The sequence below is a fragment of the Psychrobacillus sp. Z16_25 genome (assembly GCF_056856695.1).
In genome coordinates this window covers 65,247-89,520 of record NZ_JBXEOV010000008.1, presented here as the reverse complement: position 1 = coordinate 89,520, position 24,274 = coordinate 65,247, and the positions used below count along the sequence as shown (strand labels likewise).

At 39.8% G+C, this 24,274-nt stretch carries 22 protein-coding genes and 1 pseudogene; 12 read left to right on the top strand and 11 right to left on the bottom strand.

Annotated features, from left to right (window positions below; genetic code table 11):
* The first annotated feature begins 244 nt into the window (after positions 1–244).
* The 4 genes from AC1VU3_RS10365 (at position 245) to AC1VU3_RS10350 (ending at position 2,510) form a co-directional block, all read left to right on the top strand.
* Positions 245–979 carry a glucose 1-dehydrogenase gene (locus tag AC1VU3_RS10365; protein ID WP_480388509.1) on the top strand — a complete coding sequence of 245 codons (735 nt, stop codon included), beginning with the start codon at positions 245–247 and terminating at the stop codon, positions 977–979.
* Between the two features lie 367 nt (positions 980–1,346).
* Entirely contained in the window at positions 1,347–1,580 is a 234-nt protein-coding gene (locus tag AC1VU3_RS10360) for a hypothetical protein (protein WP_480388508.1), read from the top strand.
* Between the two features lie 73 nt (positions 1,581–1,653).
* The gene (locus tag AC1VU3_RS10355; protein ID WP_482983409.1) at positions 1,654–2,217 is read left to right on the top strand and encodes a hypothetical protein; all 564 of its coding nucleotides are present in this window, start codon (positions 1,654–1,656) and stop codon (positions 2,215–2,217) included.
* A gap of 59 nt (positions 2,218–2,276) precedes the next feature.
* Complete coding sequence (locus AC1VU3_RS10350) at positions 2,277–2,510, top strand: hypothetical protein (protein ID WP_482983408.1); 234 nt, start codon at positions 2,277–2,279, stop codon at positions 2,508–2,510.
* Positions 2,511–3,009: 499 nt separating this feature from the next.
* Here AC1VU3_RS10350 and qoxD read toward each other — a convergent pair whose 3' ends face one another.
* From qoxD to AC1VU3_RS10320, 6 genes are all read right to left on the bottom strand, one after another.
* On the bottom strand, positions 3,010–3,291 hold the full coding sequence (qoxD, locus tag AC1VU3_RS10345) for a cytochrome aa3 quinol oxidase subunit IV (protein WP_480388506.1): 282 nt from the start codon (positions 3,289–3,291) through the stop codon (positions 3,010–3,012).
* A 1-nt stretch (position 3,292) separates the two neighbouring features.
* Entirely contained in the window at positions 3,293–3,889 is a 597-nt protein-coding gene (qoxC, locus tag AC1VU3_RS10340; RefSeq protein ID WP_480388505.1) for a cytochrome aa3 quinol oxidase subunit III, read from the bottom strand.
* Positions 3,886–5,835: a cytochrome aa3 quinol oxidase subunit I gene (gene qoxB, locus AC1VU3_RS10335; protein ID WP_480388504.1), complete on the bottom strand. Its 1,950-nt coding sequence runs from the start codon at positions 5,833–5,835 to the stop codon at positions 3,886–3,888. The genes qoxC and qoxB overlap by 4 nt, the downstream gene beginning before the upstream one ends.
* A gap of 60 nt (positions 5,836–5,895) precedes the next feature.
* Complete coding sequence (qoxA, locus tag AC1VU3_RS10330; protein ID WP_480388503.1) at positions 5,896–6,786, bottom strand: cytochrome aa3 quinol oxidase subunit II; 891 nt, start codon at positions 6,784–6,786, stop codon at positions 5,896–5,898.
* Positions 6,787–7,267: 481 nt separating this feature from the next.
* Entirely contained in the window at positions 7,268–7,879 is a 612-nt protein-coding gene (locus tag AC1VU3_RS10325; RefSeq protein ID WP_482983407.1) for a hypothetical protein, read from the bottom strand.
* Positions 7,876–8,520, bottom strand: coding sequence for a phosphate starvation-inducible protein PhoH (locus AC1VU3_RS10320; protein WP_480388501.1), 645 nt, complete (start codon positions 8,518–8,520; stop codon positions 7,876–7,878). The genes AC1VU3_RS10325 and AC1VU3_RS10320 overlap by 4 nt, the downstream gene beginning before the upstream one ends.
* Positions 8,521–8,614: 94 nt before the next feature.
* On the opposite strand from AC1VU3_RS10320, the pseudogene AC1VU3_RS10315 reads away from it, so the two are divergent.
* The 3 genes and pseudogenes from AC1VU3_RS10315 to sstT all read left to right on the top strand — a co-directional run.
* Positions 8,615–8,965 (top strand): annotated as a pseudogene (locus tag AC1VU3_RS10315) (FecCD family ABC transporter permease); the annotation flags it as partial.
* A complete protein-coding gene (locus AC1VU3_RS10310; RefSeq protein ID WP_480388500.1) occupies positions 8,962–9,813 on the top strand; it encodes an ABC transporter ATP-binding protein in 852 nt (283 codons plus the stop codon). The pseudogene AC1VU3_RS10315 and the gene AC1VU3_RS10310, both read left to right, overlap by 4 nt.
* A 187-nt stretch (positions 9,814–10,000) precedes the next feature.
* Positions 10,001–11,203 carry a serine/threonine transporter SstT gene (gene sstT, locus AC1VU3_RS10305; protein ID WP_480388499.1) on the top strand — a complete coding sequence of 401 codons (1,203 nt, stop codon included), beginning with the start codon at positions 10,001–10,003 and terminating at the stop codon, positions 11,201–11,203.
* A gap of 230 nt (positions 11,204–11,433) precedes the next feature.
* On the opposite strand, the gene AC1VU3_RS10300 is transcribed toward sstT, so the two are convergent.
* Together AC1VU3_RS10300 and AC1VU3_RS10295 are read right to left on the bottom strand one after the other, a co-directional pair.
* Positions 11,434–14,439: an efflux RND transporter permease subunit gene (locus AC1VU3_RS10300; protein ID WP_482983406.1), complete on the bottom strand. Its 3,006-nt coding sequence runs from the start codon at positions 14,437–14,439 to the stop codon at positions 11,434–11,436.
* Positions 14,440–14,795: 356 nt separating this feature from the next.
* On the bottom strand, positions 14,796–15,224 hold the full coding sequence (locus AC1VU3_RS10295) for an N-acetyltransferase family protein (protein ID WP_480388497.1): 429 nt from the start codon (positions 15,222–15,224) through the stop codon (positions 14,796–14,798).
* Positions 15,225–15,357: 133 nt separating this feature from the next.
* Between AC1VU3_RS10295 and AC1VU3_RS10290 the strand changes: the two genes are divergently transcribed.
* From AC1VU3_RS10290 to AC1VU3_RS10280, 3 genes are all read left to right on the top strand, one after another.
* Complete coding sequence (locus tag AC1VU3_RS10290) at positions 15,358–15,837, top strand: MgtC/SapB family protein (protein WP_480388496.1); 480 nt, start codon at positions 15,358–15,360, stop codon at positions 15,835–15,837.
* Between the two features lie 263 nt (positions 15,838–16,100).
* Positions 16,101–17,459: a GNAT family N-acetyltransferase gene (locus AC1VU3_RS10285; protein WP_480388495.1), complete on the top strand. Its 1,359-nt coding sequence runs from the start codon at positions 16,101–16,103 to the stop codon at positions 17,457–17,459.
* Positions 17,460–17,571: 112 nt separating this feature from the next.
* Positions 17,572–18,468, top strand: coding sequence for a 5'-3' exonuclease (locus AC1VU3_RS10280; RefSeq protein WP_480388494.1), 897 nt, complete (start codon positions 17,572–17,574; stop codon positions 18,466–18,468).
* Here the strand turns inward: AC1VU3_RS10280 and AC1VU3_RS10275 are convergent.
* Positions 18,443–18,958 carry a C39 family peptidase gene (locus tag AC1VU3_RS10275; RefSeq protein WP_480388493.1) on the bottom strand — a complete coding sequence of 172 codons (516 nt, stop codon included), beginning with the start codon at positions 18,956–18,958 and terminating at the stop codon, positions 18,443–18,445. The two genes, AC1VU3_RS10280 and AC1VU3_RS10275, sit on opposite strands and share 26 nt — an antisense overlap.
* Positions 18,959–19,047: 89 nt before the next feature.
* Here AC1VU3_RS10275 and AC1VU3_RS10270 point away from each other — a divergent pair, with 89 nt between their 5' ends.
* A complete protein-coding gene (locus AC1VU3_RS10270) occupies positions 19,048–20,301 on the top strand; it encodes a GNAT family N-acetyltransferase (protein ID WP_482983405.1) in 1,254 nt (417 codons plus the stop codon).
* A gap of 390 nt (positions 20,302–20,691) precedes the next feature.
* Here AC1VU3_RS10270 and AC1VU3_RS10265 read toward each other — a convergent pair whose 3' ends face one another.
* Together AC1VU3_RS10265 and AC1VU3_RS10260 are read right to left on the bottom strand one after the other, a co-directional pair.
* The gene (locus AC1VU3_RS10265; RefSeq protein WP_480388491.1) at positions 20,692–21,156 is read right to left on the bottom strand and encodes an STAS domain-containing protein; all 465 of its coding nucleotides are present in this window, start codon (positions 21,154–21,156) and stop codon (positions 20,692–20,694) included.
* A 207-nt stretch (positions 21,157–21,363) separates the two neighbouring features.
* Entirely contained in the window at positions 21,364–21,681 is a 318-nt protein-coding gene (locus AC1VU3_RS10260; RefSeq protein WP_482983404.1) for a thioredoxin family protein, read from the bottom strand.
* Between the two features lie 198 nt (positions 21,682–21,879).
* Between AC1VU3_RS10260 and AC1VU3_RS10255 the strand changes: the two genes are divergently transcribed.
* Positions 21,880–24,264, top strand: coding sequence for a 3-hydroxyacyl-CoA dehydrogenase NAD-binding domain-containing protein (locus AC1VU3_RS10255; protein WP_482983403.1), 2,385 nt, complete (start codon positions 21,880–21,882; stop codon positions 24,262–24,264).
* Positions 24,265–24,274 lie beyond the last annotated feature (10 nt).

Here is a 24,274-nt window from a genome sequence, read left to right as displayed (position 1 = left end):
ATCCAATGCTTGATTATTCCGTTACCAAGCATTGAAACAAAAAGATAGATGCGCTAATTTCTTAATAGGTATTTTTTGTTAATAAATGAAACTATTTGTTTAAGAGAATTTTAAAAAATATAAAACATTTTACCTATTCCAAATATATAATTATTATATATTTTATTTATTTTATGAAAAATTTACTGTATAATAGAGTTGTAATCGATTATATATAATAAGTTGTTTAACGGAGGTCATCACAATGGGACGTTTAGAAAATAAAGTAGCAATCGTGACAGGTGCAGCACGCGGTATGGGTGAATCACATGTCCGAGCATTTGTTCGTGAGGGAGCAAAGGTAGTTTTTACAGACTTAAACGAAGAAGGCGGACAAGCCCTTGCGAAAGAGTTAGGTGAAAACGTATTATTTGTGAAACAAGACGTGACAAAAGAAGCTGACTGGCAAAAAGTTATCGAAGAAACGGAAAAGGCTTTTGGTCCAGCGAATATTTTGGTAAACAATGCTGGAATCAGCATGAATAAAACATTAATGGAAATGACGGAAGCAGAATATCGTAAAATCGTGGAGATCAACCAAGTTTCTGTATTCCTTGGAACGAAAGCGGTTGTTCCTTCTATGCAAAAAGCTGGAAGCGGCTCTATCGTAAATATTTCCTCTATGAACGGTCTTGTAGGAGGAGCAGTTGGTTATACAGATACAAAGTTCGCTGTACGCGGTATGACGAAAGCTGCTGCACTTCAATTAGCTCACTTTGGCATTCGTGTTAACTCTGTACATCCAGGTGTTATTGAAACGCCAATGGTTAGCCAAGGAGATGCTGTTGAAGCAATCAAAGAATTCGCTAAGCATATTCCATTAAAACGTGTAGCACAATCAGAAGAAGTTTCTAACCTTGTTCTATACTTAGCATCTGATGAATCCAGCTACTCTACAGGTTCTGAATTCGTTATCGATGGTGGATTAACTGCAATGTAATGAAATAAATCACCACACACCTCATGTTAGCAAATAGCTAGCATGAGGTTTTTTATGTTTAAAGAGATGCTATTCAAGGAATATTAATGTTAAGACCCACTAAATTAAGTATTTGCAAAGCTGCATTACTTAAGCGCTTGGTTTCCTGTAGAAGTTAAATGTACTGCTTTTCCTTCATGATGCGTATATATAGTTGGAGACATGTATCTCCATGTATAGAGGCTAGGTTTTTTCAAAAGCTAAGTTTAAATTTCACTGACTGATAAGACAGCCTTAGTTTTCATTCAAATTCGTTCATATAATAGACAAAAATTATTGACAAAATTGTGAACGAGTTTGATAATAAGAAACAAGAGGGGTGTTTGAAATGGAAACATACGTTAAAATGCTACACGCTACAAAGCTATTTGGTGCAGTTTTATTAACGATTGGGGTAGCAGTTTTCTTCTATGGAATAATGACTAGTGGGCAAGGAACTGTCATGGGAATCGGCATTGGCTTAGTAATGGCAGCGTCGTTCACATTCATTATTGGGATGATCCTAGTAGCGTCAGAAGAAATGGTTTTAAACGGCAAAAAATATAGAAATGAGAGCATCTAAAGCTTTCGTAAAAGGTATTTAGGGAGCAATCTCTAAATACCTTTTATTTTGAAATAAAGGACTGATTTGCATCATGTCAAAAAAAGTACTCTACATAACGGCTATCGTAGTGGTGATGACGGCTGTCATTATGGGGTTGGTCTTATTTATAATAAAAATTGAAGAGATCCCAAAATTAGCAGTTGCCTATGTTGCTGAAAAGGTTGAAACGGAAAGAAAGCAAGAACTCTTAAAAGACTATAATAAGGAAGATTTTCAGCATGTCACGATTTATTTTAGTGATTTTGATAAAGAGCTCATACCCGCTACGAAAGAAGCTCTAACCAAAGGAATGAATATAAATGAGAAGCTTTTAGGGTCTTATAGTAAACCGCTTGATGTTGTGCTTTTTTCTACTAATGAGCAAATAGAAAGCTTTTCAGGACTAGCCTATGCCATTGGATTTCATTCAGCACAACAAAATATGTTGGGTATATTACCGGAAAACCGAGAAGGTATTTTGAACGAAGTAGGACCAACCATTTCGCTTTACAATAAAAATGTAATACATGAGTATACGCATTATGTATTAACTCAGCGATTATCAGAGTTAGGCTTGACGACACAGATATTCCAAAATGGTTTTCGGAGGGGATAGCCGATTATTTTGGAAGTGATGGTCATGCTCAGCCTACTATAGATACTGAAATTATCCCTTTGGCACGCTTATCAACAAGGGAAGGTTGGAATGAATATAGAACCAATCCCACTTATGATATTTATTATCAATCCTCTTATTATATCCAATCACTTGCAGAAGAGTTTGGTAGTACAATCTTCGATGAAATCCTTACCGAAACAGAAAAGACAGGTGATTTTCAAAAGGGCTTTCAGCATGCGACCAAGATGGATGTACACGAGTTTGAAAATAAAGTGAAGGCCGCTCTATGAGATTTTGCAGTAATCATGGCTTCATTTTGCTAGGACTTGTTGGAGATAGTTTGGACAGGTTTCTCTGCTTTTACTTAAAGGATCCTTTAATAGATTACATTAAAAATACTACCATGAGTAGCACAAGCCAAGGTCATGGTTTGCGCTACTTTTTTATAATAGAAGGGAAGCGAAGTCAAAACCATTTGGAAATCATTTATATTTAGCAGTAAGCACTGTAGGTTCGGAGCAGCGTCGGCGACTCCAGTGGGAGCAAGGTGTCAGGCAAGACAGCGCAACCGCACGTGTTAGCGTTGGGTGCTGGCTTGCCTGGGGGAGGGAAAACTAAGAACGTCACATCCTGTGACAACGTTTTCCTGACCAACATCCTGTTGGCCCCCGGAAAGCGTCCGACGCAGCGGAGAACCTATACCCGCGCAAAATAAGAAAGCACTAATGATCTTATCAAAAGATAGAATCATTAGTGCTTCTTGTTTAATTTATTATATTTTACAGCCTCTTACATATCCCAAACCATTACAAGTAATGTACCAAAGATCGTGAAAAGGGCTATTAGCAGGCCATAGTAAACATTCGTGTAAATTGCTGCCTTGTCTTCTGACTCACCAGCATGCATGAATACTACTACCTGTAAACCGGCCTGAACAAATGCTGTAACTAGCAATATGGTCATTCCAACTGCAAAGGACATATCAGTGAAATACACCAGCAATGCTATAGCAGTCAACACTAGGGAAAACACAAAGCCCATTACTTGTTTAAGAGGAAATAATTCTTTCATATTACATCATTCCTTTCAAGTAGATGAAGCTGAAGATGAAAATCCAAACGACATCTAGGAAGTGCCAATATAGAGAGAAAATAAAGGACTTATTCGCTGTCTCTGGTATTAATCCGCGTTTTCTAATTTGCAAGAGGATGAATAATCCCCAGAACAACCCAAATGTTACGTGCAATCCGTGTGTTCCAAGTGTCGTTAAAAGTGCTGCTGTAAATGCACTTACCGTTAATCCAGCTCCGACATGTACGTAGTGAACAAATTCATAAATCTCAACGCTTAGGAATCCAGCTCCGAGAAGAAGGGTAGCGATAATGAAACCCATTGTTGCTTTTTTATTGTTCATTCGCATGGCATGTATTGCTAGACCAATAGTAAAACTACTAGTTAAAAGTAAGATTGTTTCAATCAAAACTGGTGTTAGCTCGAAAATATCTGCACCTGCAGGACCGTTACCTATGCGGTTCTCCAAGGTGAAGTAGGAGGCGAAGAGGGTAGCAAATAGCATAACCTCTGCGCCAATGAAAATCCAAAAGCCTAAGATTTTTAATCTGTTTTCTTCTGTGCTGTATTCAAGTGGAAGTGACTTATCTACCTTCATTTTTTAGCACCTCGCAGTTTTCTTTCCGTTTCTTCGACTTCTTCAACTGAAATATATCTTCCGTGGTCTTGCTCAAAGCAACGATATGCTAGACATCCTAAAATTCCAAGTAGGGAAGCAATCGCCAGCGGCCAGATACTGAACACCATCGCAAATCCGAAGACGAAGAAGAAACAGCTCATGATAAATGGCAAGCCACTGTTGTTTGGCATATGAATCTTTTCCACTTTGTTAGGGAAAAGTTTATGTCCATTTTTCTTAGAATCCCAAAATGCTTGTGTTGAAGAAACCTGTGGTAGCGTAGCAAAGTTGTATTCAGGCACTGGTGTATGAGTAGCCCATTCCAATGAACGTGCATCCCAAGGATCGTCTCCGATATCTCTTGGAGAGTAACGGATACTATAGTAAATGTTATATACAAGTAATATAAAGGATACAGCCATAACTCCTGCACCTACAAAGGAAATCATGTTCCACATACTGAATCCAGTAGCTTCAGAGTAAGTGTACATACGACGTGCTTGACCGTCTAATCCTGTGATATACATTGGAATAAACGCTAGTACGAAACCGATTGTCATTAACCATGCAGTCCATTTTCCTAGCTTTTCATTCAACATAAATCCGAAAATTTTCGGCCAGTAGTAAGTTAAACCAGCTAGCATCGCGTAAACCACACCCGGAATGATTACATTGTGGAAGTGGGCAACTAAGAACATTGTATTATGATATTGATAGTCTGCTGCTGACATCGCAAGCATTACCCCTGTAACTCCACCCAATGTGAATAGTGGGATAAACATCATGGAGTAAAGCATTGGTGTCGTAAATTCAATTTTCCCTTTCCAAAGGGTGAACAGCCAGTTAAAGATCTTCACACCGGTTGGAATGGCAATTGCCATTGTCGTGATAGAGAAGATACTGTTTGACATTGGTCCTTGACCCATCGTAAAGAAGTGATGCGCCCATACGACAAAGGACAGTAGGGAAATAATAACCATCGAGAATACCATTGATTTATAACCATACAGGTTACGTCTTGCAAAGGTAGGGATGATTTCACTGAATATACCGAAGGCAGGAAGAATCAGAATGTAAACCTCTGGATGTCCCCAAACCCAGAACAGGTTTGCCCAAAGCATATCCATACCACCGTTATCAGTAGTAAAGAAGTTAGTCCCAAACAATCTATCCAATGTTCCCATTGCAAGCAGTACAGTTAATACTGGGAATGCAAAGACAACAATAATATTGGCAATTAACGCTGACCATGTGAACATCGGCATTTTCATTAATGTCATACCTGGTGCTCTCATCTTTAAGATTGTTACGATAAAGTTAATACCGGTCATTAAGGTACCAAGACCAGCTATTTGAATCGCAAGCAAGTAATAGTTTGTTCCTACTGATTGACTGAATTCGTTACCTGCAAGTGGGAAGTAAGAAGTCCAACCTGCATCTGGTGATCCCCCGACAATGAAGGAGATATTGAATAGTCCCATCCCCATGAAGAACAGCCAAAAGCTTAGAGCATTTAGTCTAGGGAATGCTACGTCACGTGCACCGATTTGAAGAGGCACGACATAGTTAAAGAAAAAGGTGATAAATGGCATCGCCATAAACAAGATCATGACTACCCCGTGAGTAGAGAAGACCTCATTATAATGCTGTGAATCTAAAAACGTATTATCAGGCATAGAAAGCTGGTAGCGCATCATGATGGCATCCACGCCACCGCGGAATAACATTAGTAACGCTACAAGCAAGTACATAATACCGATACGTTTATGGTCTACCGTTGTGATCCATTCTCGCCATAAATAGCCCCATTTTTTAAAGTAAGTGATTCCAATGACAATCGCAACCATTGTAAGACCGATTCCTACCATAGATGCGTATATCAAAAAGCTTGGATGTGGAACGGCAAAACGCTCAAAGAAATCCATTCTATTGTACTCCTTTCAGAATCTATAGCTTGTACTATAGGTATCTAGTAAACTTTCATTTTAATGATGAGAGTGATCATCTGCATTTTCATCTTCGGAATCTGATGAATCAGATCCGTGGTCATGACTTGGTGGTGGAGAGAATTCTAAGTGTGTCCCCACATAAGTTGAACGTCCAAGATGGCCTGGCTCAAGTAGTTCTTCAAACTTTTCTTCTGTTAATTCTGGTGCTGTCTCATGAACTTCTTCAACCCACTCATCAAAGTCAGCCTGTGACATAGCAGTTACATCAAAAACATTTTCAGCAAATCCAGAACCACTAAAGTTTGCGTTTCTTCCCATGAATTCACCCTCTACATCAGCAGCTAAGTGAAGAGTAGTAACCATGTCGGCCATCGCATACTTTTGACCTCCAAGTTGTGGAATCCAGAAGCTAGTGATTGGTCCGTGTGAATAAAGCTTAAACTCAATTGCTCGGTTAGCAGGAATATATAAGTAGTTCACTGTTTCAATACCCTGCTCTGGGTAGCTAAAATGCCACTTCCAGTTTGAAGAAGAAGCGTAAATAGTTAATGGCTCCTGATCCTCATAGCCTTGTGGTGTAGATTCTACTATATAGTTACTTTTCACAGAAACGACAGATAGAACAATAACTATAATGATAGGAATCCCGATACAAAGTGCTTCTACATATTTATTTCCTTCTATATGAGGTGGTTCATAATCCTCGCTTTGCTTAGAAGCTCTGTATTTAAATAAAACAAAAGCTAAGATAGCTAAAACTACAATTACGATTCCACCCATTAGCCAGATGGAGAACATAATATCACTTGCCTGTCTTTCGGCCATTGGACCCTTCGGATCTAAAACAAGCAGCGGCTCACAACCGGTTAACACTGTTGCAATAGTGAAAACCATTAACAAAAGAGACCACTTTAATTTTCTTTTCATCATTGTACCCCTTTCTACTCAATTAATAGTAAGTAGTATCTAATAATAATTATCGAGTAATTCCTCTCGTGCTTTTATCTTATTCCCATTTGTCCAAAAAAACTAATAAATAAATCGGACTTCACAATTTGTTCAGGAAGATTTGAACTTTCCGTAACAAGATTGAATTTATGACAAAATTGTGGAGGGAAAACTGGTAAATAAGGGTGGTAACTTTCTAATGAGTCGCCTCTAAAATGGTAATCAAGAAGTATTTTGACAAATATTAGAGAATTTTAAAGTGAAAATTGAAGAAATATTAAAAGAAACTAGAGTCTGTTATAGATGGGAATTTTCAGGTGTTACTTGTTCGATTATATGAAAAGGTAGATTAGTCGAAGGAGGTAGAGATAGAGGGACCAAAACGGAGTTGTATATAGAAGCTTTTTTTCAGAAAAAACAACCTTTAGCTCTCAAAGAACTAAAGGTTGTTTAGCGAATATTATATTTCTCCAGCCGCTAACCATGGAATAAAGCCCATTAAAAAAAGCTCTGTTGCTGGCATGAAGTAGGAGCCAAAATGGAAGTCTGGATCTAAAGTAGTCACAATCCACGTACCTTTCGTGCTCACTTTGTCTACATACAACAAGGACCCGCCATCCTTCATGTCGATAAGAGATTGCATGCCATCCTTTAGATGGAAAACACCATGCTGGTGCCAGGTACAGGCTTGTAAATCTAAATGGCCATCACGGAATAAAGGGTATTCAGGGGCTACTAAACGTAATCCACTGTCTGCGCCTGGCTCTAGCCACCACCAAAAGTTTGTTGGACGCTTTTCCCACTGCTGATTCGGAATCCATTCCCACGGTTGAGGTCCAAATGCAACTACAATACCACCTCGGTCAGCAAAACGGATAATCGCTGGTGCGGCCTCTAATAGAAGCTTGCCATGTAGCTGAGAAGGAACGATTAATACATCCATACCCTCCAGTTCACTTTCTTGAAAGCGAGGAAGGTAAATGATCTTTTCTATGTACTGATTTATTCTTGGTTCATGGAATGTACGGTAGTGTGGAGCATGTCCACTATATAAAACAGCTATTTTTCTCATGCTTGTTGCCTCTCTTCTAATCTCTCAATTTCTTCCTCTAACCATTCAAGTGTTTGAGGAGCTATCAGCTGAGTTGTGTTCTGACCAGTCGCGTAAGATAGGAGGTCACGTGCGGAATGTGCTAGTATTGTTCCTTTTGTAGAGGTTCTATCTACAAATGTGATTGGTTCACCACTTTTGAAAGCAAGCCATACTTCAACCTCTGGGTTTGTAACAGGATGATATCCACGTGCGTAAAATCCGGAAACTCCTTTGCGATAAGCAAGCTCCTGCATATCTACTCCACGGAAGACAGAATCAGCCTTTCTGATTTCCATTTCGTAATCTACATGCTTTGTGATTTTCTTTGGCATGAAAGGATTTACCCTAGGCAGCCAGCTCCGAAAAATATGGGTGCAAGCGACAACTATTTTCCCGGCATTTAAAAACTGTTGTATGATTTCTCTATTCTCATATAGGTACTCCTGGTCAATGAAATCTGTAATCACCAACACATTGTAGGGAGAAAGATCAGTTGTCCCAAGCTCATATTGATCAAGGTTTGTAACATGGCCCATCGGTTCATTGGAGGCAGCCATTGCACGACCATCTAAGCCAAATGCATGTCCCCCGTCTAGCTTCAAAATATTTAATTTTGACATGTAAAATCTCCTTTTTATAAATAATACTAATAACTAACTATATCAATATAACTTTAAATGATACATATTCTCATTTAAAGTTGCACTGATAATCATTTTAACACTGCCTGATGATGAGGCAAAGTCACTGGGTATTTCTGTTGCTGGCCTTAAATGGATTGTGATTGCAGGGGCGACCCTCTGTACAGCAGCAGCGGTATCCATTGCAGGAATCGTTTGATGGGTAGGACTTATTATTCCTCATATTGCTAGAATGCTAGTCGGCAACAATAACGAGAGGGTTTTACCGCTGTCGCTTGCACTCGGGGGATCTTATCTCTTAGTAATCGATACACTTGCGCGTTCCATTACAGCTGCAGAAATTCCATTGTCCATATTAACTGCTATTATCGGTGCGCCATTCTTTGCTTATTTATTGCGCAAAACGGGAGGTAGCTGGTCATGAAAATTGAAGTACGTGAAGGTAACTTCTTCTATGAAAAAAAGCGGGAGCAGAAGAAGTCCTTTATTTATGAATCGAACATAAATTTTACGTTAGAGCGCGGGCAAATCATGGCTATTCTTGGTCCTAATGGTGCTGGAAAAACGACACTCTTAAAATGTATAACTGGTTTATATGAATGGAAAACCGGGGAAACGCTCATAGATGATGTCCCTCTGACTAATGTGGCACAAAAGGAGCTATGGAAAAGAGTAGGCTATGTGCCACAGGCGCACAAAATGGTATTTGGATTTTCTATAGAGGATTTAGTGGTAATGGGTCGCGCTCCATATATAAGCTCTTTGTCCAAGCCTCGTAAGAAGGATTATGAGCGAGCGCATCAAGCGTTAAATGAAGTAGGTATCCTGCATTTAGCCCAAAAATCCTGTAATGAAGTCAGTGGTGGCGAGTTGCAGCTAGCACTTATTGCTAGAACATTGGTATCAGACCCAGAAGTACTTATTTTAGATGAGCCTGAATCTCATTTAGATATCCAAAAGCAAGTAGTAATTCTGGAAACTTTAAAAAAACTAGCTCGAAATCACGATATTTCTTGTATTATCAACACACATTATCCAAATCACGCTTTTTACTTGGCAGATCAGGTATTGATGATAGCGAAAAAGAAAAAAGCGATAACCGGAACGGTACAGGAGGTAATGACGGAGTCTCGTATGCGTGATTATTTTAATATTGAGCTTAAAAAGTTAATCTTTGATGAAGAGGATTTGCTATTTGAAACAATGATCCCACTTGCACTTACAGCAAAGCGTGAGGTAAGTGAATGTAAATATCATGATTTTAAGGAATAGATTGAATGACCTCCTTTCGTGCAATCCTTAGCACTTATTGGAGGTCTTTACTTATTTATGCTATCTAAACGTATAAAAATATTTGATTTTTAATAAATTCATCATAAAAATCCTCTCTCAAATATGTTATTATGTATTTTATAGAAATACAAATATCTTCTTAGAGAATACAACAGGAGGGGAAAACATGAGAAATTTATTATCGAAATGGAACAAGCTAAGTCTCGTAACAAGAATAGTAGTAGGGATTGTCATTGGTTTGATTTTAGCCCTTACGGCACCTGAAGCAGCAAGCGGGGTTACGATTCTCGGTTCGTTATTTGTCAGTGCATTAAAGGCGGTTGCACCTATCCTGGTTTTCTTCCTGGTTATTACTGCAATTGCCAAACAAAAACTAGGAGCAAAAAGCAATGTTTTCTCCATTCTTGTCCTATATGCGATTGGTACACTTTTGGCTGGAGTAGTTGGCGTCGTTATGAGCTTCCTTTTCCCGACAAAGTTAACATTAGAAAATGCTGCACAGGATCTAGCACCTCCTGGTGGAGTAGGAGAAGTATTAGAAACGTTGGTATTTAATATTGTAACGAATCCAGTAGACGCTTTAATGAGTGCTAATTACATAGGAATTTTAGCTTGGGCTGTCGTGCTTGGTATTACACTGAAGCATGCAAATGAAACGACAAAAGTAGTTTTAGAGAATATATCGGATGCTATTTCGAAGGTAGTACAGTGGGTTATTAATCTAGCACCACTAGGGATTTTAGGTTTAATTTTCGACGCTGTTGCAACAAATGGCCTTTCCACACTCCTAGATTATGGACGCTTACTACTAGTGCTAGTTGGTTCCATGTTAATCATTGCATTAATTATTAACCCAATCATTGTATTTATTTATACAAGAAAGAATCCATATCCGTTGGTGTTTACGTGTCTGAAGGAAAGTGGGATTACAGCATTCTTCACACGAAGCTCTGCTGCTAACATCCCAGTGAATATTCGACTTGCAGAAAAATTAGGATTAAACAAGGATACTTATTCCGTATCTATTCCACTAGGGGCGACTATTAACATGGCAGGTGCGGCAGTCACTATTTCCGTGTTGACATTAGCAACTGTACATACGCTTGGGATTGATGTGGATTTTGGAACGGCGGTCATCCTCATGGTGTTATCCGCAGTATCTGCAGCAGGTGCTTCTGGAGTTGCGGGAGGTTCTCTACTATTAATTCCACTAGCTTGTAGCCTGTTCGGTATCTCAGATGATATCGCAATGCAAGTAGTGGCAATTGGCTTCATCATTGGAGTTGTACAAGATTCATGTGAGACAGCATTGAATTCATCCTCTGATGTATTGTTTACAGCGACAGCGGAAATTGCAAAGAATCGATAAGAGAAACAGGTGGATCACTTCCACCTGTTTTTTCTTTTTCCCTATTAGTAATTAGATTCAAAAAGGAAATACGTGCGGTGACCTCTAATTTACTTGCGGCGCCGGATAGATTACTTGCTTACTGGTCGAAGTTACGTGTGGTAGCCAAGAGAATACTTACGGTTTTGTTTGATTTACTTGCGAAAGTCTATATGAGAAAACCTCCTAGTTGCTGACTAGGAGGTTGTATATTATGCTGCTATTCTTTGTTTCTTCGCCTTTCTAAAATAAAGTAATTCATAAATGCAAGGCACGACGATTAGTGTTAGAAGCGTCGCCATTGCCAGACCGCCGATTACGACTACTGCCAGGCTTTGCGATACAAGGCTGCCTGCTTCTGCTTGCTTCCATAACAGAGGGAGCATAGCGGAAATGGTGGCAACTGCTGTCATGAAGATGGGACGCATTCTAGTCGCGGTTGCTTCAAGGATAGCTTCCCGAATGCTCATGACCTTTTCGTTTTGCTTCACGCGGTCTAGTAGCACGATTGCGTTCGTTACGACGATTCCTATCAGCATTAATGCACCAAGGAGGGCAGTTATGTCAATGGAGATTCCACTGATTATAATCCCTAGAATTGCTCCGATAGCTGCTAGAGGAAGAGAAAACAGAATCGCAATCGGTGTCCGAATGGATTTAAATGTTATCACCATGATGAGGAAAACGATTCCGATTGAGACAAGCATCATCAAGAAAAGGTCTGCAAATTCGTCAGCCTGCTGACTGCTGGAACCTCCAATAAAGACGTCTGTACCAGCTGGGATGTCTATCCCGTCCTTCTCTTCATTTCCAAAAATAGCTGTATTCATCTCGCTTGCAATCTCCGATAGCTTATTAGGGTCTACAGAAGCAGTTACACGTAAATAGGTGTTTCCATCCTTATGCAGCTGTACGGTAGAGCGTTCTTCTTTTTGTAAGGAAGCAACGGATGACACCGGGGCAGGTCCTTCATTTGTCATAATTTCTATCCCTGACAAGTCCGCAGATTTTTCTACTTCAATCAGCGGCTCTAGGTAAACAGCTTTAGTTTTATTATCTAAGCTGATCGTTCCAATTGGTGTTTTGTTCAGCATGACACCAAGTTGCTGCGCTACTTGCTCTGTATTCCCCTTAGAAGGATTCACAACAAGGGAATAGACGGTTTTCTTTTCGTCTTGATTGCTCGTGACCTTTTCTACCCCGTCTATTTGTTTTATTATCGGTACGATTCTCGTTGCTACGCCCTCTAAAGCTTCCTTGTCATTCCCAACAATGTCGATCCTGATACTCGTGCTAGATCCTCCCATCATGAAAGAGGAGGCAACCACTTCGAAATCTGCGTTTGCATAGTTATTTCTTTTTGTTTCTAGTGCCTTTATTACCTCTTCAATATCTTTTTTGTCATGCAATAAAATACTGAAGGTGGCTTCCGTAGAGGAGCCGACATATCCATATTGCGCAGATTCAGGAGCTGATCCCACTTGCATAAAGACAAATTCCGTTTCATCAAGTGTACGGATAAATTCCTCTAATTCTATTGCCTTCTCTTTCACCTCTGGAATCGGCGTTTCCGCTGGGAAACTTACCGTTGCGTATACATAGTCGGCAGATGAATAATCGACCGCTCCTTTTGGAAGGAGGAAGTATGCGCCGATGGAACCGACAAAGAGGAGTCCAGAAATGCTGAAGACGATCCATTTGTGTTTAAGGGACCAAGCAACTACTTTCGGAAAACGAATTGCAGGCTTGTGCTCTGGCAGCTTCGAATTCTTTAACAGCGTGCCGCCCAATACTGGAACAACAGTTAAAGCTACGAGTAAAGAAGCGAGTAAGGAATAAGTGACTGTTAGAGCAAATGGTAATAAAAAGGATTGTAGAGAGCCTTCTAGTAAGCTCATTGGTAAAAACACTGCAACAGTTGCCAAGGTAGATGCAGTGATCGCTACTCCTACTTGCTTCGTAGCATCGATTACCATTTGAATAGAAAACTTCTCTGTTTGCATTTTCCTGAAAATATTCTCAATAACCACAATACTATCATCCACTAATCGTCCTACTGCTACTGCCACTCCACCTAGGGTTAGGATATTCAAGGTCACCCCTGAGCACCAGAGTAGGAATAGGGTAAGGCATAGAGAAAGTGGGATGGAGATAATCGTGATAAGCGTGGAGCGGATATTTCGTAAAAATAATAGTATGACGATTGTTGCAAATAAAGCTCCAAGTAGAAGCTCCTTCATCATCGTATGAACAGAATTTTGTACGATGTCAGAGGAAGAAACGTAAATGACAGCCTCTTGATGTGGAAACTGCTCATTTAGCTCCTTTGTTACCTTTTCTACTTCCTTACTGATTGTCACGGCATTCGACTCTGCATCCTTCATGATGCTGATATCTAATGCATCTTTTCCATTTAAACGACTCGTATAATCGGAGTCCGTTATTTCTTTGATTGTTGCCACATCTCCAAGGGAAACCTCTGGTGATAGGGATAGCCCCTTTAGTTTTTCAAGGCTCGTTAAATCTCCTATTACTTTGATGTTGCTTAATTTATTCTCCATATTCTGCTCTGCAATGGAAATGGTGGCATTTTGACCTTGTAACATGGTCATGATGGAGGTGATAGGAATTCCATATCCGGCCAGCTTCTCTTCGTCTACATCCACGGAGATAATGGATTCTGTTATTCCATAAACGTCTACAATCGAAACGCCCTTAACTGCTTGGTACTTTGCCTTGATTTCATTGCTAGCAAATGCAAGGTTCTCTTCTGTCAAGCCGTCTTCAAATGTTACGGCGATATTAATAATTGGAATCATCGAGGTATGCAGCTGGGAAACAGTAGGCTTTCCAATATTGGAAGGGAAGGAGAGATTTGCAATTGCCTCTTGAACCTCCTGCTTTGCCTGCTTCATATCATAGCCTGCTTCATATACGATATCGACTAAAGAATAGCCATCACCCGTTCGCGAATAAATAGATGATTTTCCGTTCAAGCCAGAGACAGCTTTCTCTATAGGGGTAGTTGCCTCCAGTTCCATTGTTTTGGAATCCGTTCCATGACCCATTGTAATGATCGTTACTTGGGGATTATCTGCAGAAGGTAAAAATTCCATAGGCAGTCGAAAATAACTGATGATCCCCATTACTAAAATAAGTACGGTTAACACACTAATAGCGGCCTTGTTTCCGAAGGCCCATCTTGTAAAGCTCGACATGTTCATTACTCCTCCTAATTGGTGTGACAAAGATTCTTCTTTATCATAATTATTAGAAAAGTTTTCCACATGGAGCCGAAGCTTGAATTTGATGTAAGACTGGAGGCTGAGAAGGGGGTAGGGCCACCCTATAACGGGGATTATTAATTCCATTGGAGATGGAAATGACATGGTAATACGTGCGGTAATCAAAGATTTACTTGCAGTTCTCGGTAGGTTACTTGCGCCTCTGCTGATTTTACTTGCGGTACTCAGGAGAATACTTGCGAATTCACTTGTTACTTGCACCTAGAGGAAGGGGAAAGTAAAAAAGCACAGTCAATTTCCTTGTGAAATTGCTGTGCTCTACCTTTATTTTATAAGCTAGATTTCATAATGCAGTTGACCTCTGTAAATCCCATTTTTTCATATATCTTTTTGGCAAAATTGGTGGAAAAGACGTTTAAGCGCACCTCATCGAATCCTTTATTCTTCAAAAAAGCCTTCCCTTCATTTATTAGCTTGCTTGAAAGTCCTTTGCCTCGGTGCTCCGGAAGGACGAAAATCTCATAGATAAAGCCATATTCCTTTGCTGAAAAGTAATCCATATTTTGAGCGAGAAGAATCCACCCAGTAATAGAGCCTTCTTCCTTTGTCAATAAATATGTGGCTCCTCGGTTTACTATAGGAGTTAAAAGCTCTAAAGCCTGTTCTTGCGTGATTTTCATTTGTGCGCCTTCGCTTGCAGATTGACCAGCATGCGAGAAAATAAATTCGATATCTTCCTCAGTGGCAATTTCAATCATCGAATTCCAACCTCTCTTCTGTAATAAATTTCTATTCTATATAACTCTCTTTAATTCCTTCTCGATTTTAAGAGGAAATTTTAAATCGGCGGCGAATAGTTAGAGAAGAATCATGGAAATGGAGCGAGTATATATGGATATAATTACTTCTATGTTTACCTCACATTATGACCTCTATATCCGATTGGTAGTTGGAACATTTATAGGTTTTTTAATAGGCTTGGAGAGGGCTATCAAGCATAAGCCCGCTGGTATTCGGACGCACATTTTGGTCTGCTTGGGATCTACGCTTGCGATGAGTCTTTCTACTTTAAACCAAGGACCTTATATGGATCCAATGCGCTTGGCAGCTCAGGTAATCAGCGGAATCGGGTTCTTAGGAGCAGGTGTTATCTGGCTTGATAAGGATAATGTGAAGCGTGGACTTACAACCGCTGCAAACCTATGGATAACGGCTTGTGTCGGTTTAACCATTGGCTATGGAGCTTATGATCTAGCGATTATTACTGTATTTCTAATGTTCATCGCTATGAATTTGCCTAAGGTTGTAGAAAAAATAGGCATACTGCCAAGAAGCAAGGGAGCAGATGATAGCGATAGTGATGGAGAATAATATACATACCATGCGCTAACAGAGGACACCAGTGTAATGCTGGTGTTTTTATTATGAATAGCTTTGTTTTGTAAAAATGTCACAAACTTACATACTCGATTGTCTTAGATGTAGAACAGCATCATGTACAACGAATAACAAGCTTTCTCAAATGCACTACTTCTTTATTAAAAAGAGTGGTGCATTTTTTGGTTAAGTTCTGTTTTGTCCATCTCACCGAATATAATTTTCTAAGACAGTTTTCCAAACGGACGGAGGATGAAGTGGAGTTAATTGTTATCCAATCAACGAAGCATTTACGTACGTACAAAGAGGAATGGGATGCTATTTTACGAGAAGCGGACAATAGATATCCTTTTTTTGAGTATCCTATTTTCTCAAGCTGGTGGGATACCTTTGGCAGGACTCAAAACATGGTGGTTTATGCTGTAAAGGAGCTTAAGAGAGTAATCGCGTTCTTTCCTTTTCAAGTTGAACGGTCCGCAAGCTTGACCACTTTTCGGTTTCTAGAAGATCCTACTCAGTTATACAAAGGGTTTGTCATCGGTAAAAAGGATATGGCAAGAGTGTTTATGTATTTCTTTGATGAATTAATGAAGAGAGAAAAAAAGTGTATCTTCCAGCTCGATGGGTTTATTGACAAGGAGCAGGTTTCTGCTTTGTCAGACTACTTACAGGCACGGAATAGTAAATTGGAGGAAAGAAGGTTGGATATCCCTGAAATATCCTCCTCTACATTGCCTTATCTCACCTATATTCCTTTAAAGGAAAAAGTGTATTTAGAAAGTATAGGCGAGATAGAGATAAAGAAAGTAGACCTAGACGGGGTTATTCCCTTTCTGCCAAGTGAGGAACTTTCTTTTTATAGAAGAGTTATCGAGGAGCGTTCGGACGAGCTTCATGTTCATCTTTGGACTTTATCGCATGGGAAGGAGGAGATTGCTTGCTATTTAGGCTTTAGCTGTCGCGGAAGGTTTGTTGGACACAGAAGCTTTTGGAAGGAGGAGTATAAGCTCTTTAACCCAGAGAGAGTCCTGTTGTCTGAATGTCTCCAGCTTCTTGCTTCGGAAGCAACCTACTTAACGGTAGAGGATAGCAATTTACCTTTCGTAGTTAGTAACTATGGGCAAAATTCTATACATACCATTTGTTTTTCTTCCAAGAAGCTTTTTTCTTGGCTTCCTTCCTCACTTCCAAACTGTGAGCCTTTAAAAGATAGCATTTCAGTAACCTCCTCTCCAAAATTACTTTTGGCTAGGCTCTCCAATAATAAGCTGCGAGCACAGAAAACTTATAAAAGATTAGAGAAAGAAGAGTTTTTGTCACTAACATCTAGCAAGAAATACACACTTCAAAAAATAGCAGAGGGCTTTGAAGGGTTTTATAGTAAGCAACCAGAATGGTGCTTTTGGGTGAATCCCTCTCACATTGTAAATGCGACAACAAGGAAGGCTTTAGATGAGCAATCAATCTATGTTGTCGATTGGGAGGGCGAGGACTTGGAAAAAGTGCTTGCTTTTGTCCAAGACCACTACAAGCCAAAGAATATCTATCTTTCTATCAATGCGAAAGACAAGGAAAACAAGAAAAAATTAAAGCTATTTGGTTTTCAATTTGAGTGAGATAGAGGAAAGATGGAAAGAGATAGCATGTGCTCTTTCCTTTTTTTCTTTCCCTTTAGCTGGTCAATATCATGCTATACTAGTATGAAATAGATAGAAAAGGATGTTAAAAATGCAACAGGATAAACCACATGTACTAGTAGTTGATGGAATGGCTTTGCTATTTCGTTCCTTCTTTGCAACGGCGATGAGCGGAAACTACTTTAAAAATGAAAAAGGCATTCCGACTAATGCTGTTCAGGGCTTTGCACGGCATGTATTGGCTGCACAAGAAATTATGAAGCCTACCCATATGGCAATCTGTTGGGATAAAGGGATGAATACCTTCCGTACAGAATTATATGAAGGCTATAAAGCACATCGCCCTAAGCCGGCGGACGAGCTTGTACCACAATTTGATATGGCGCAAGAGCTTTCTGAGCATCTAGGCTGGAAAAACTTCGGTGTTGTCGGTATGGAGGCGGATGATACGATTGCATCGATCACGCACAAATGGAAGGACGATGCTAGATTTACGATTGTAAGTGGAGATAAGGACTTACTTCAATTATTGCATCCATCTACAGAGATCGCTTTTACGAAAAAAGGATTTACTATTTATGATATGTATAATGAAGCTAGATTTATAGAAGAGTATGGCATTTCTCCACTTTTATTCCCAGATGTGAAGGCTTTTATGGGAGATTCCAGTGATGGCTATACAGGTGTAAGGGGAATAGGACCGAAGACCGCTCTGCAATTAATTCAAACCTATGGATCAGTGGAAAGTGTATTAGAATCATTGCATCTATTAAAGGCAGGACAACGCACGAAAATTGAAACGGATATGGAAATGCTCAAGCTCTCTAAACAGCTGGCAACTATTCGAAGAGACGTGCCAATTGATGCAGAGCTGGAGCATTTATTAATAAACCAGATTGATTCCTCTAAAATGGATTTCTTATATGATCAGGGATATACGATTTTAGCGAGACAGTTGCAAGCTAATTTACTGGCGGAACAAATTTAACAAAAGTAAGGATAGGGGCATTGTCCTGGAAGCTTACCCGTCGAATTTTACTTTCTCGGTTTCGTCCTCCATTGTCATGTATGAATAGAAAGATTTCATCTTCTATCTTTTCATAGCCTATGCAAGGAACCCAATGATAGGAAAAAGTAAATATGCCTTTGCGTCGGAAGGCAAAATACCGATCAAACTTTAAGGCAACTGGTCGACCTGCTTCTATTTGCTGCATTGCATCATGGACATTGCACTTAGAGATTTTCCATGCTGGTCCCAGTAGCCTTTTCATTTTTCTAATAAATCGATGCGTGAAAAGGCCGATTCTAGTTCCGCCTAGCAGCTTATACAGTTGATTCACCTGATAAGAGTAAGTGTCTGGTTTTATATAATTTAACAGCACATAGGCTGTCACAGGTCCACAAGCAGAAGACTGCAGCTTTGGTTGTATGGATGAATCATATTGGGACATTCCTTTGACAGGAAGTATTACCTTCAAGGTTGTTTCCTCCTTTAGAGGGGATTGTCTTTATTTTACTAAATCTGAGGGAGAAAGCCTATTAAGGCGTTACAAAGGGGAAGAAAAACATGATTAAACTATTAGAGGACAAGGATTATAGCCAAGCTGCTCATGTAGCAGCTCTAGCGTATCCTGGGATGGATAGTCAAACTCCTGCAAAAAGAGAAGAGCTAGCTGAAAGGCTAAAGCGAGAGCAGGAAACAGAAAATCATATACGCTTTTATGGTTATTTTGATGAAGAAGAGACGCTCAAGGGGATGTACAGAATAGGCGATTTCACTATAAATTTGAACGGCAGGCTAGAGCGGATGCTTGGCATTGGTATGGTCGCTGTTCATTTATTACATAAAAAAGAGAAGATAGCCTTAAAGCTCCTTTCTGATTTTCATGAGAAGGCAAGACAAGAAGGGGTGGGGCTAGTTGCTCTTTATCCTTTTAATCCTACCTTCTATCGAAAGATGGGCTATGGATATGGGCCTCTTAAATATGAATATTCAATCAAGCCAGATACTATCGTGACTAATGGGAAAAAAGAAAACCTTCGATATTTGGATGCGGCGGACGAAGAAGAAATGGTGAAGCTTTATAACAAGTATGCAAGCAACAACCACGGGATGCTACAGCGAACATGGAGTGAAAGACAGCATATCAAAAACGGAGCCGCTAATTATGTTGGAGTGAAAATAGAGGGAGAGTTAGTAGGCGTTTTAGCCTTCTCTTTAAAGAAAATAAGTGATGACAATTTCTTGCACCAGCGCATGTATGTCCATGAATGGGTTTGGAGCAATGTGGAAGGATATAAGCAGCTAGCTGCTTGGTTACATTCTCAGCAGGATCAGGTGGATCGCATCGTTCTACGGACATTTGATACTTCCTTTATTTACACATTAACGAATCCTTCTAATGGCTCGAACCGACTTATTCCGAGTGTGTACCATGAAGCGGCCACTGTGGGGTCTGGCTTAATGTACCGCATCGTCAATATTCCTGTATTTTTAGAGGCTTTACAGAGTACGTTGTCAAAGCCTGCTTCAACAGAACGGTTCCTTATGCAAGTGGAGGACACTTTTATACCAGAACAGGCTGGGATATATGAAATGACCTTCGACGGTAAGAGCTGGAGCGCAAACAAAATACGAAAAACCGGTCAACAAGTACTCTTAAACATTGCCATCCAAGAGTTAAGTGCTTGGTGGATGGGCTGCACCTCTTTAGAGGAGCTTTCCAAGTACGGTATAGTCGAGTTGGAAACACAAATGGCTATTCAATTGGACAGCTGGTTTAAACCAAGAAAATTACCTATCTGCTTGACGAACTTTTAAATATAATCGTTTATTCTACGATGATGGGGAAGAAAATATTTTTTAGGCTTCATAAAAATGTGTATAAGAAGACGCAAGATTGTAATTTTTGATTTTTGTATAATAGCATTGATATGATTAATATAAAATGTAGGTGGTGTTTCACCTTAGTAACAGATAGTTGATCGGAATGGAGGGTGGCAGACTCCTGCGGGAACAGCGCGAGCGGAAAATCCACTTTTATCGTGACCTGACACGATAAAAGTTAGTTGGAGCCGTGCCCGCGGAAAGCGTCCGCCCAAAATGGAGAACAACGGACTTTATTAGAGCATTGACCTTCATTTAAACTAGAGCAGAACTAATAAAGCCCTTTCGAATCTATTAATAGAATCGAAAGGGCTTATATATTATTTAAACAGAATGTAACGTTGTGTTTTTCTCCCCTAACAGCTTGCTTAGAGCGATGCGGAAGTCCTTGTAGGTTTCAATGTCTACATGTAGACTTGCATAGACAATTTCACGAATGAAGCTTGGATTAAAACCAACATAAATCGGTCGGATTCCCATTAACTTGAGGGAACTATTTAAACGATTGATGGATAAAGCTAAATCATTATAGTCAAATGTTTGAATATGCTCCAATGTTACTCCAGTAAAATCAAAAACAACATTCTCTACTTCTTTATGCTCACCAATATAAGCCAATGTTTTAGTTTCGATGTTGTCAAATCGCTCCTTATACATATATCCTACAATGGGAATGAGAATAGTCTTCGGGACAATAGAAGGAATAATAGGAGTGGACATAGTCATGATAATTTTCTCATACCGAGCAATTTGTTCTTTCAGCTCAAGAACTTCTTTTTCTTGGGACATTTCTACACCTCATGTTTTTTCATTCTCTTCCATTGGCGTTAGTGGTTATAGGTTTTATCCCGCATTAAGGGACAGTAAGACTCCCACTTCAAGATGGCAAAAGAAATGAGACAGCTAAGTGGGAGATCAACTGTCCCTAAAAGCCCGATTGGTTCAACTAATGATTGGTGGGGGATGAAAGAAAACCCCACCAATCAAAGTTTCACTTTATTGTTGTGCATCTAAGAATTCTGTTACTTGTTCAGGACTTTTTGCATTCGCACTATGTAAATGTGCTTTCTTCTCACCATTTTGGTAAATAAGTAGACTAGGGATTCCCATTACCTCATACTTTTCTGCTATTTCAGGCAATTCATCTCTATTAAGTTCATACCAAGCGTACTTGTTATATTTCTCGATAATAGGATCAATAAACATTTCCATACGTCTGCAGTCTGGACACCATCCAGCTTCAAATTTTACGATTACCTCTTGATCGCCTGAAATAATTTCGTTAAATTGTTCTTCGGTTGTGATTTTTTTCATAGTATGTACCTCCGGTAAATGATATTTATAGTTTACACTGTTTCCCAGAAGGGAGGAAGAAAAATGTCTTATTATGTTCATTTTATTATTGCGAAAATTTAAATATTGAACTAGAATAATAGATATAGAAATTGTTTCTATTTTTTTTGCAAACAAAATGAATGAGCGTTCATTCAAGATGAAGGGGAGGCTTTGTAGGTGACATATCAAATTAAAAAAGCAGCTGTACTTGGATCAGGGGTCATGGGATCTGGAATCGCAGCTCATTTAGCAAACATCGGTATTCCGACATTATTATTAGATATTGTTCCAAAGGAAATCAGTAAAGAGGAAGAGGCGAAGGGGCTTACTCTAGAGCATCCAACGGTTCGCAATCGATTTGCTGAGTCAGCTCTGCAAAAGCTATTAAAACAAAAACCGGCACCGCTAACTTCGAAGAAAAATCTTTCGTTAATCACGCCTGGTAACTTTGAGGATGATTTGGAAAAATTAAAAGATGTCGACTGGATTATTGAGGTTGTAGTCGAGAATCTAGCTATTAAAAAGAGCTTATATGAAAAGATAGATGCTGTTCGCAAGCAAGGTACGATTGTAACTTCTAACACTTCAGGTATTAGCATCAACGCAATGGTAGAAGGGCGTTCTGAGGACTTCGGAAAGCATTTCCTAGGTACACATTTCTTTAACCCGCCACGTTATTTGAAGCTACTAGAAGTAATTCCTGCAGCTACTACTGCTCTAGAAGTAGTGGATTTCATGAAGAAATTCAGTGAGGACGTTTTAGGGAAGGGTGTCGTAATTGCAAAAGACACACCAAACTTTATTGCTAACCGTATCGGTACTTATGGTCTGCTAGTGACATTGCGTGAAATGCAAGCAAGAGGCTATTCCGTAGGTGAGGTGGACTCTGTAACTGGTCCATTAATCGGTCGTCCGAAATCAGCTACCTTCCGTACACTAGACGTAGTAGGTCTAGATACTTTTGCACATGTTGCAAAAAACGTCTACGATCAAACATCTGGTGAAGAGCAAAAGGTATTTGAAATTCCAGCATTCATGCAAAAAATGCTTGAAAATAAATGGCTTGGTGCTAAGTCAGGTCAAGGCTTCTTCTTAAAAGAAGGAAAAGAAATCAAAGAGCTAAATCCAGAAACAATGGAATACGAGCCAATGAAAAAGCTGAAAACAGCCTCTATGGAAATGGCGAAGCAGCAAAAAGGTCTAGCGGCAAAGGTGAAAACGTTAACGTATGCAAAGGACCGCACTGGTGAACTATTATGGAGCATCCTTAGTCCAACATTAATTTACTCCGCTCAGCTTCACGGTGAGATTGCAGATGATATCGTGTCAATCGACGATGCGATGAAATGGGGCTTCGGCTGGCAACAGGGACCATTTGAAGTGTGGGATGCTATTGGCGTTCAAGCGTCTGTGGAAAAAATGAAAGAAGAAGGCAAGGAAATCCCGGCATTGGTTCTTTCTTTATTAGAAAAAGGCTTTACTTCCTTCTATAAAGAAGAAGATGGCCTGCTTTACTTCTTTGATGGCAACGACTACAAAGAAGTACCGGTTAGTGGAAAGGCAATCAACCTAAAAAGCTATAAGAAAAAGCACGGAGTAATTAAATCAAACTCTGGGGCTAGCCTAATAGATTTAGGAGACGGAATCGCTCTACTAGAATTCCATTCGAAATCAAACGCAATCGGCTTAGATATCATTCAAATGATCAACTTTGCAATTGATGAAGTGGAGAAAAACTTCAAGGGGCTTGTCATCGGTAACCAAGGGAAAAACTTTAGCGTTGGTGCCAACCTTGGAATGATTCTGATGGAAGCACAAGACGATAATATTTTTGAATTAGACTTTGTTGTTCGCAGCTTCCAAAATGCAATGATGAAAATTAAATATTCCTCTAAACCAGTAGTTGCAGCTCCATTTGGAATGACACTTGGTGGAGGAGCTGAGGCTTGTTTACCAGCAACACATATTCAAGCAACAACAGAAACATACATGGGGCTTGTTGAAGCTGGTGTAGGTCTGATCCCAGGTGGAGGCGGTAACAAAGAGCTTTACATGAAGCACTTGAAAGGCCTACCAAATGGTGTTCAGGTAGATTACTTAAATGTAGCAACTAAAGTATTTGAAACAATTGCGATGGCAAAGGTTTCGACTTCAGGAGAAGAAGCACGTGAGAACAACTTCCTGAGCTTTGCGGATGGAATTAGCGTAAATCCAGATCACCAAATCCATGATGCGAAGCAAGCGGCACTTGCATTAGCTGAAGCAGGCTATAAAGCGCCAATCCGTGAAAAGGTTCCTGTATCAGGGGCACCTGGCTATGCAGCATTAATGCTAGGAGCGGAAGGCATGTTCTTATCTGGCTATATTAGTGAGCATGATTTAAAAATTGCAAAGAAGCTAGCATATGTAATCGCTGGTGGAGAGGTACCATACGGCACGCTAGTAGATGAGCAATACTTATTAAACTTAGAGCGCGAAGCATTCTTAAGTCTGGTGGCGGATCCAAAATCACAAGCAAGAATGCAGCACATGTTAGTAAAAGGAAAACCATTACGCAACTAGCGTGAAGGAG

Bases quoted from the DNA above. Each gene is read 5' to 3' on its own strand.
- AC1VU3_RS10365 (WP_480388509.1), top strand. From the start codon at position 245: ATGGGACGTTTAGAAAATAAAGTAGCAATCGTGACAGGTGCAGCACGC.
- AC1VU3_RS10360 (WP_480388508.1), top strand. From the start codon at position 1,347: ATGGAAACATACGTTAAAATGCTACACGCTACAAAGCTATTTGGTGCA.
- AC1VU3_RS10355 (WP_482983409.1), top strand. From the start codon at position 1,654: ATGTCAAAAAAAGTACTCTACATAACGGCTATCGTAGTGGTGATGACG.
- qoxD (WP_480388506.1), bottom strand. From the start codon at position 3,291: ATGAAAGAATTATTTCCTCTTAAACAAGTAATGGGCTTTGTGTTTTCC.
- qoxC (WP_480388505.1), bottom strand. From the start codon at position 3,889: ATGAAGGTAGATAAGTCACTTCCACTTGAATACAGCACAGAAGAAAAC.
- qoxB (WP_480388504.1), bottom strand. From the start codon at position 5,835: ATGGATTTCTTTGAGCGTTTTGCCGTTCCACATCCAAGCTTTTTGATA.
- qoxA (WP_480388503.1), bottom strand. From the start codon at position 6,786: ATGAAAAGAAAATTAAAGTGGTCTCTTTTGTTAATGGTTTTCACTATT.
- AC1VU3_RS10325 (WP_482983407.1), bottom strand. From the start codon at position 7,879: ATGAGAAAAATAGCTGTTTTATATAGTGGACATGCTCCACACTACCGT.
- AC1VU3_RS10320 (WP_480388501.1), bottom strand. From the start codon at position 8,520: ATGTCAAAATTAAATATTTTGAAGCTAGACGGGGGACATGCATTTGGC.
- AC1VU3_RS10310 (WP_480388500.1), top strand. From the start codon at position 8,962: ATGAAAATTGAAGTACGTGAAGGTAACTTCTTCTATGAAAAAAAGCGG.
- sstT (WP_480388499.1), top strand. From the start codon at position 10,001: ATGAGAAATTTATTATCGAAATGGAACAAGCTAAGTCTCGTAACAAGA.
- AC1VU3_RS10300 (WP_482983406.1), bottom strand. From the start codon at position 14,439: ATGTCGAGCTTTACAAGATGGGCCTTCGGAAACAAGGCCGCTATTAGT.
- AC1VU3_RS10295 (WP_480388497.1), bottom strand. From the start codon at position 15,224: ATGATTGAAATTGCCACTGAGGAAGATATCGAATTTATTTTCTCGCAT.
- AC1VU3_RS10290 (WP_480388496.1), top strand. From the start codon at position 15,358: ATGGATATAATTACTTCTATGTTTACCTCACATTATGACCTCTATATC.
- AC1VU3_RS10280 (WP_480388494.1), top strand. From the start codon at position 17,572: ATGCAACAGGATAAACCACATGTACTAGTAGTTGATGGAATGGCTTTG.
- AC1VU3_RS10270 (WP_482983405.1), top strand. From the start codon at position 19,048: ATGATTAAACTATTAGAGGACAAGGATTATAGCCAAGCTGCTCATGTA.
- AC1VU3_RS10265 (WP_480388491.1), bottom strand. From the start codon at position 21,156: ATGTCCCAAGAAAAAGAAGTTCTTGAGCTGAAAGAACAAATTGCTCGG.
- AC1VU3_RS10260 (WP_482983404.1), bottom strand. From the start codon at position 21,681: ATGAAAAAAATCACAACCGAAGAACAATTTAACGAAATTATTTCAGGC.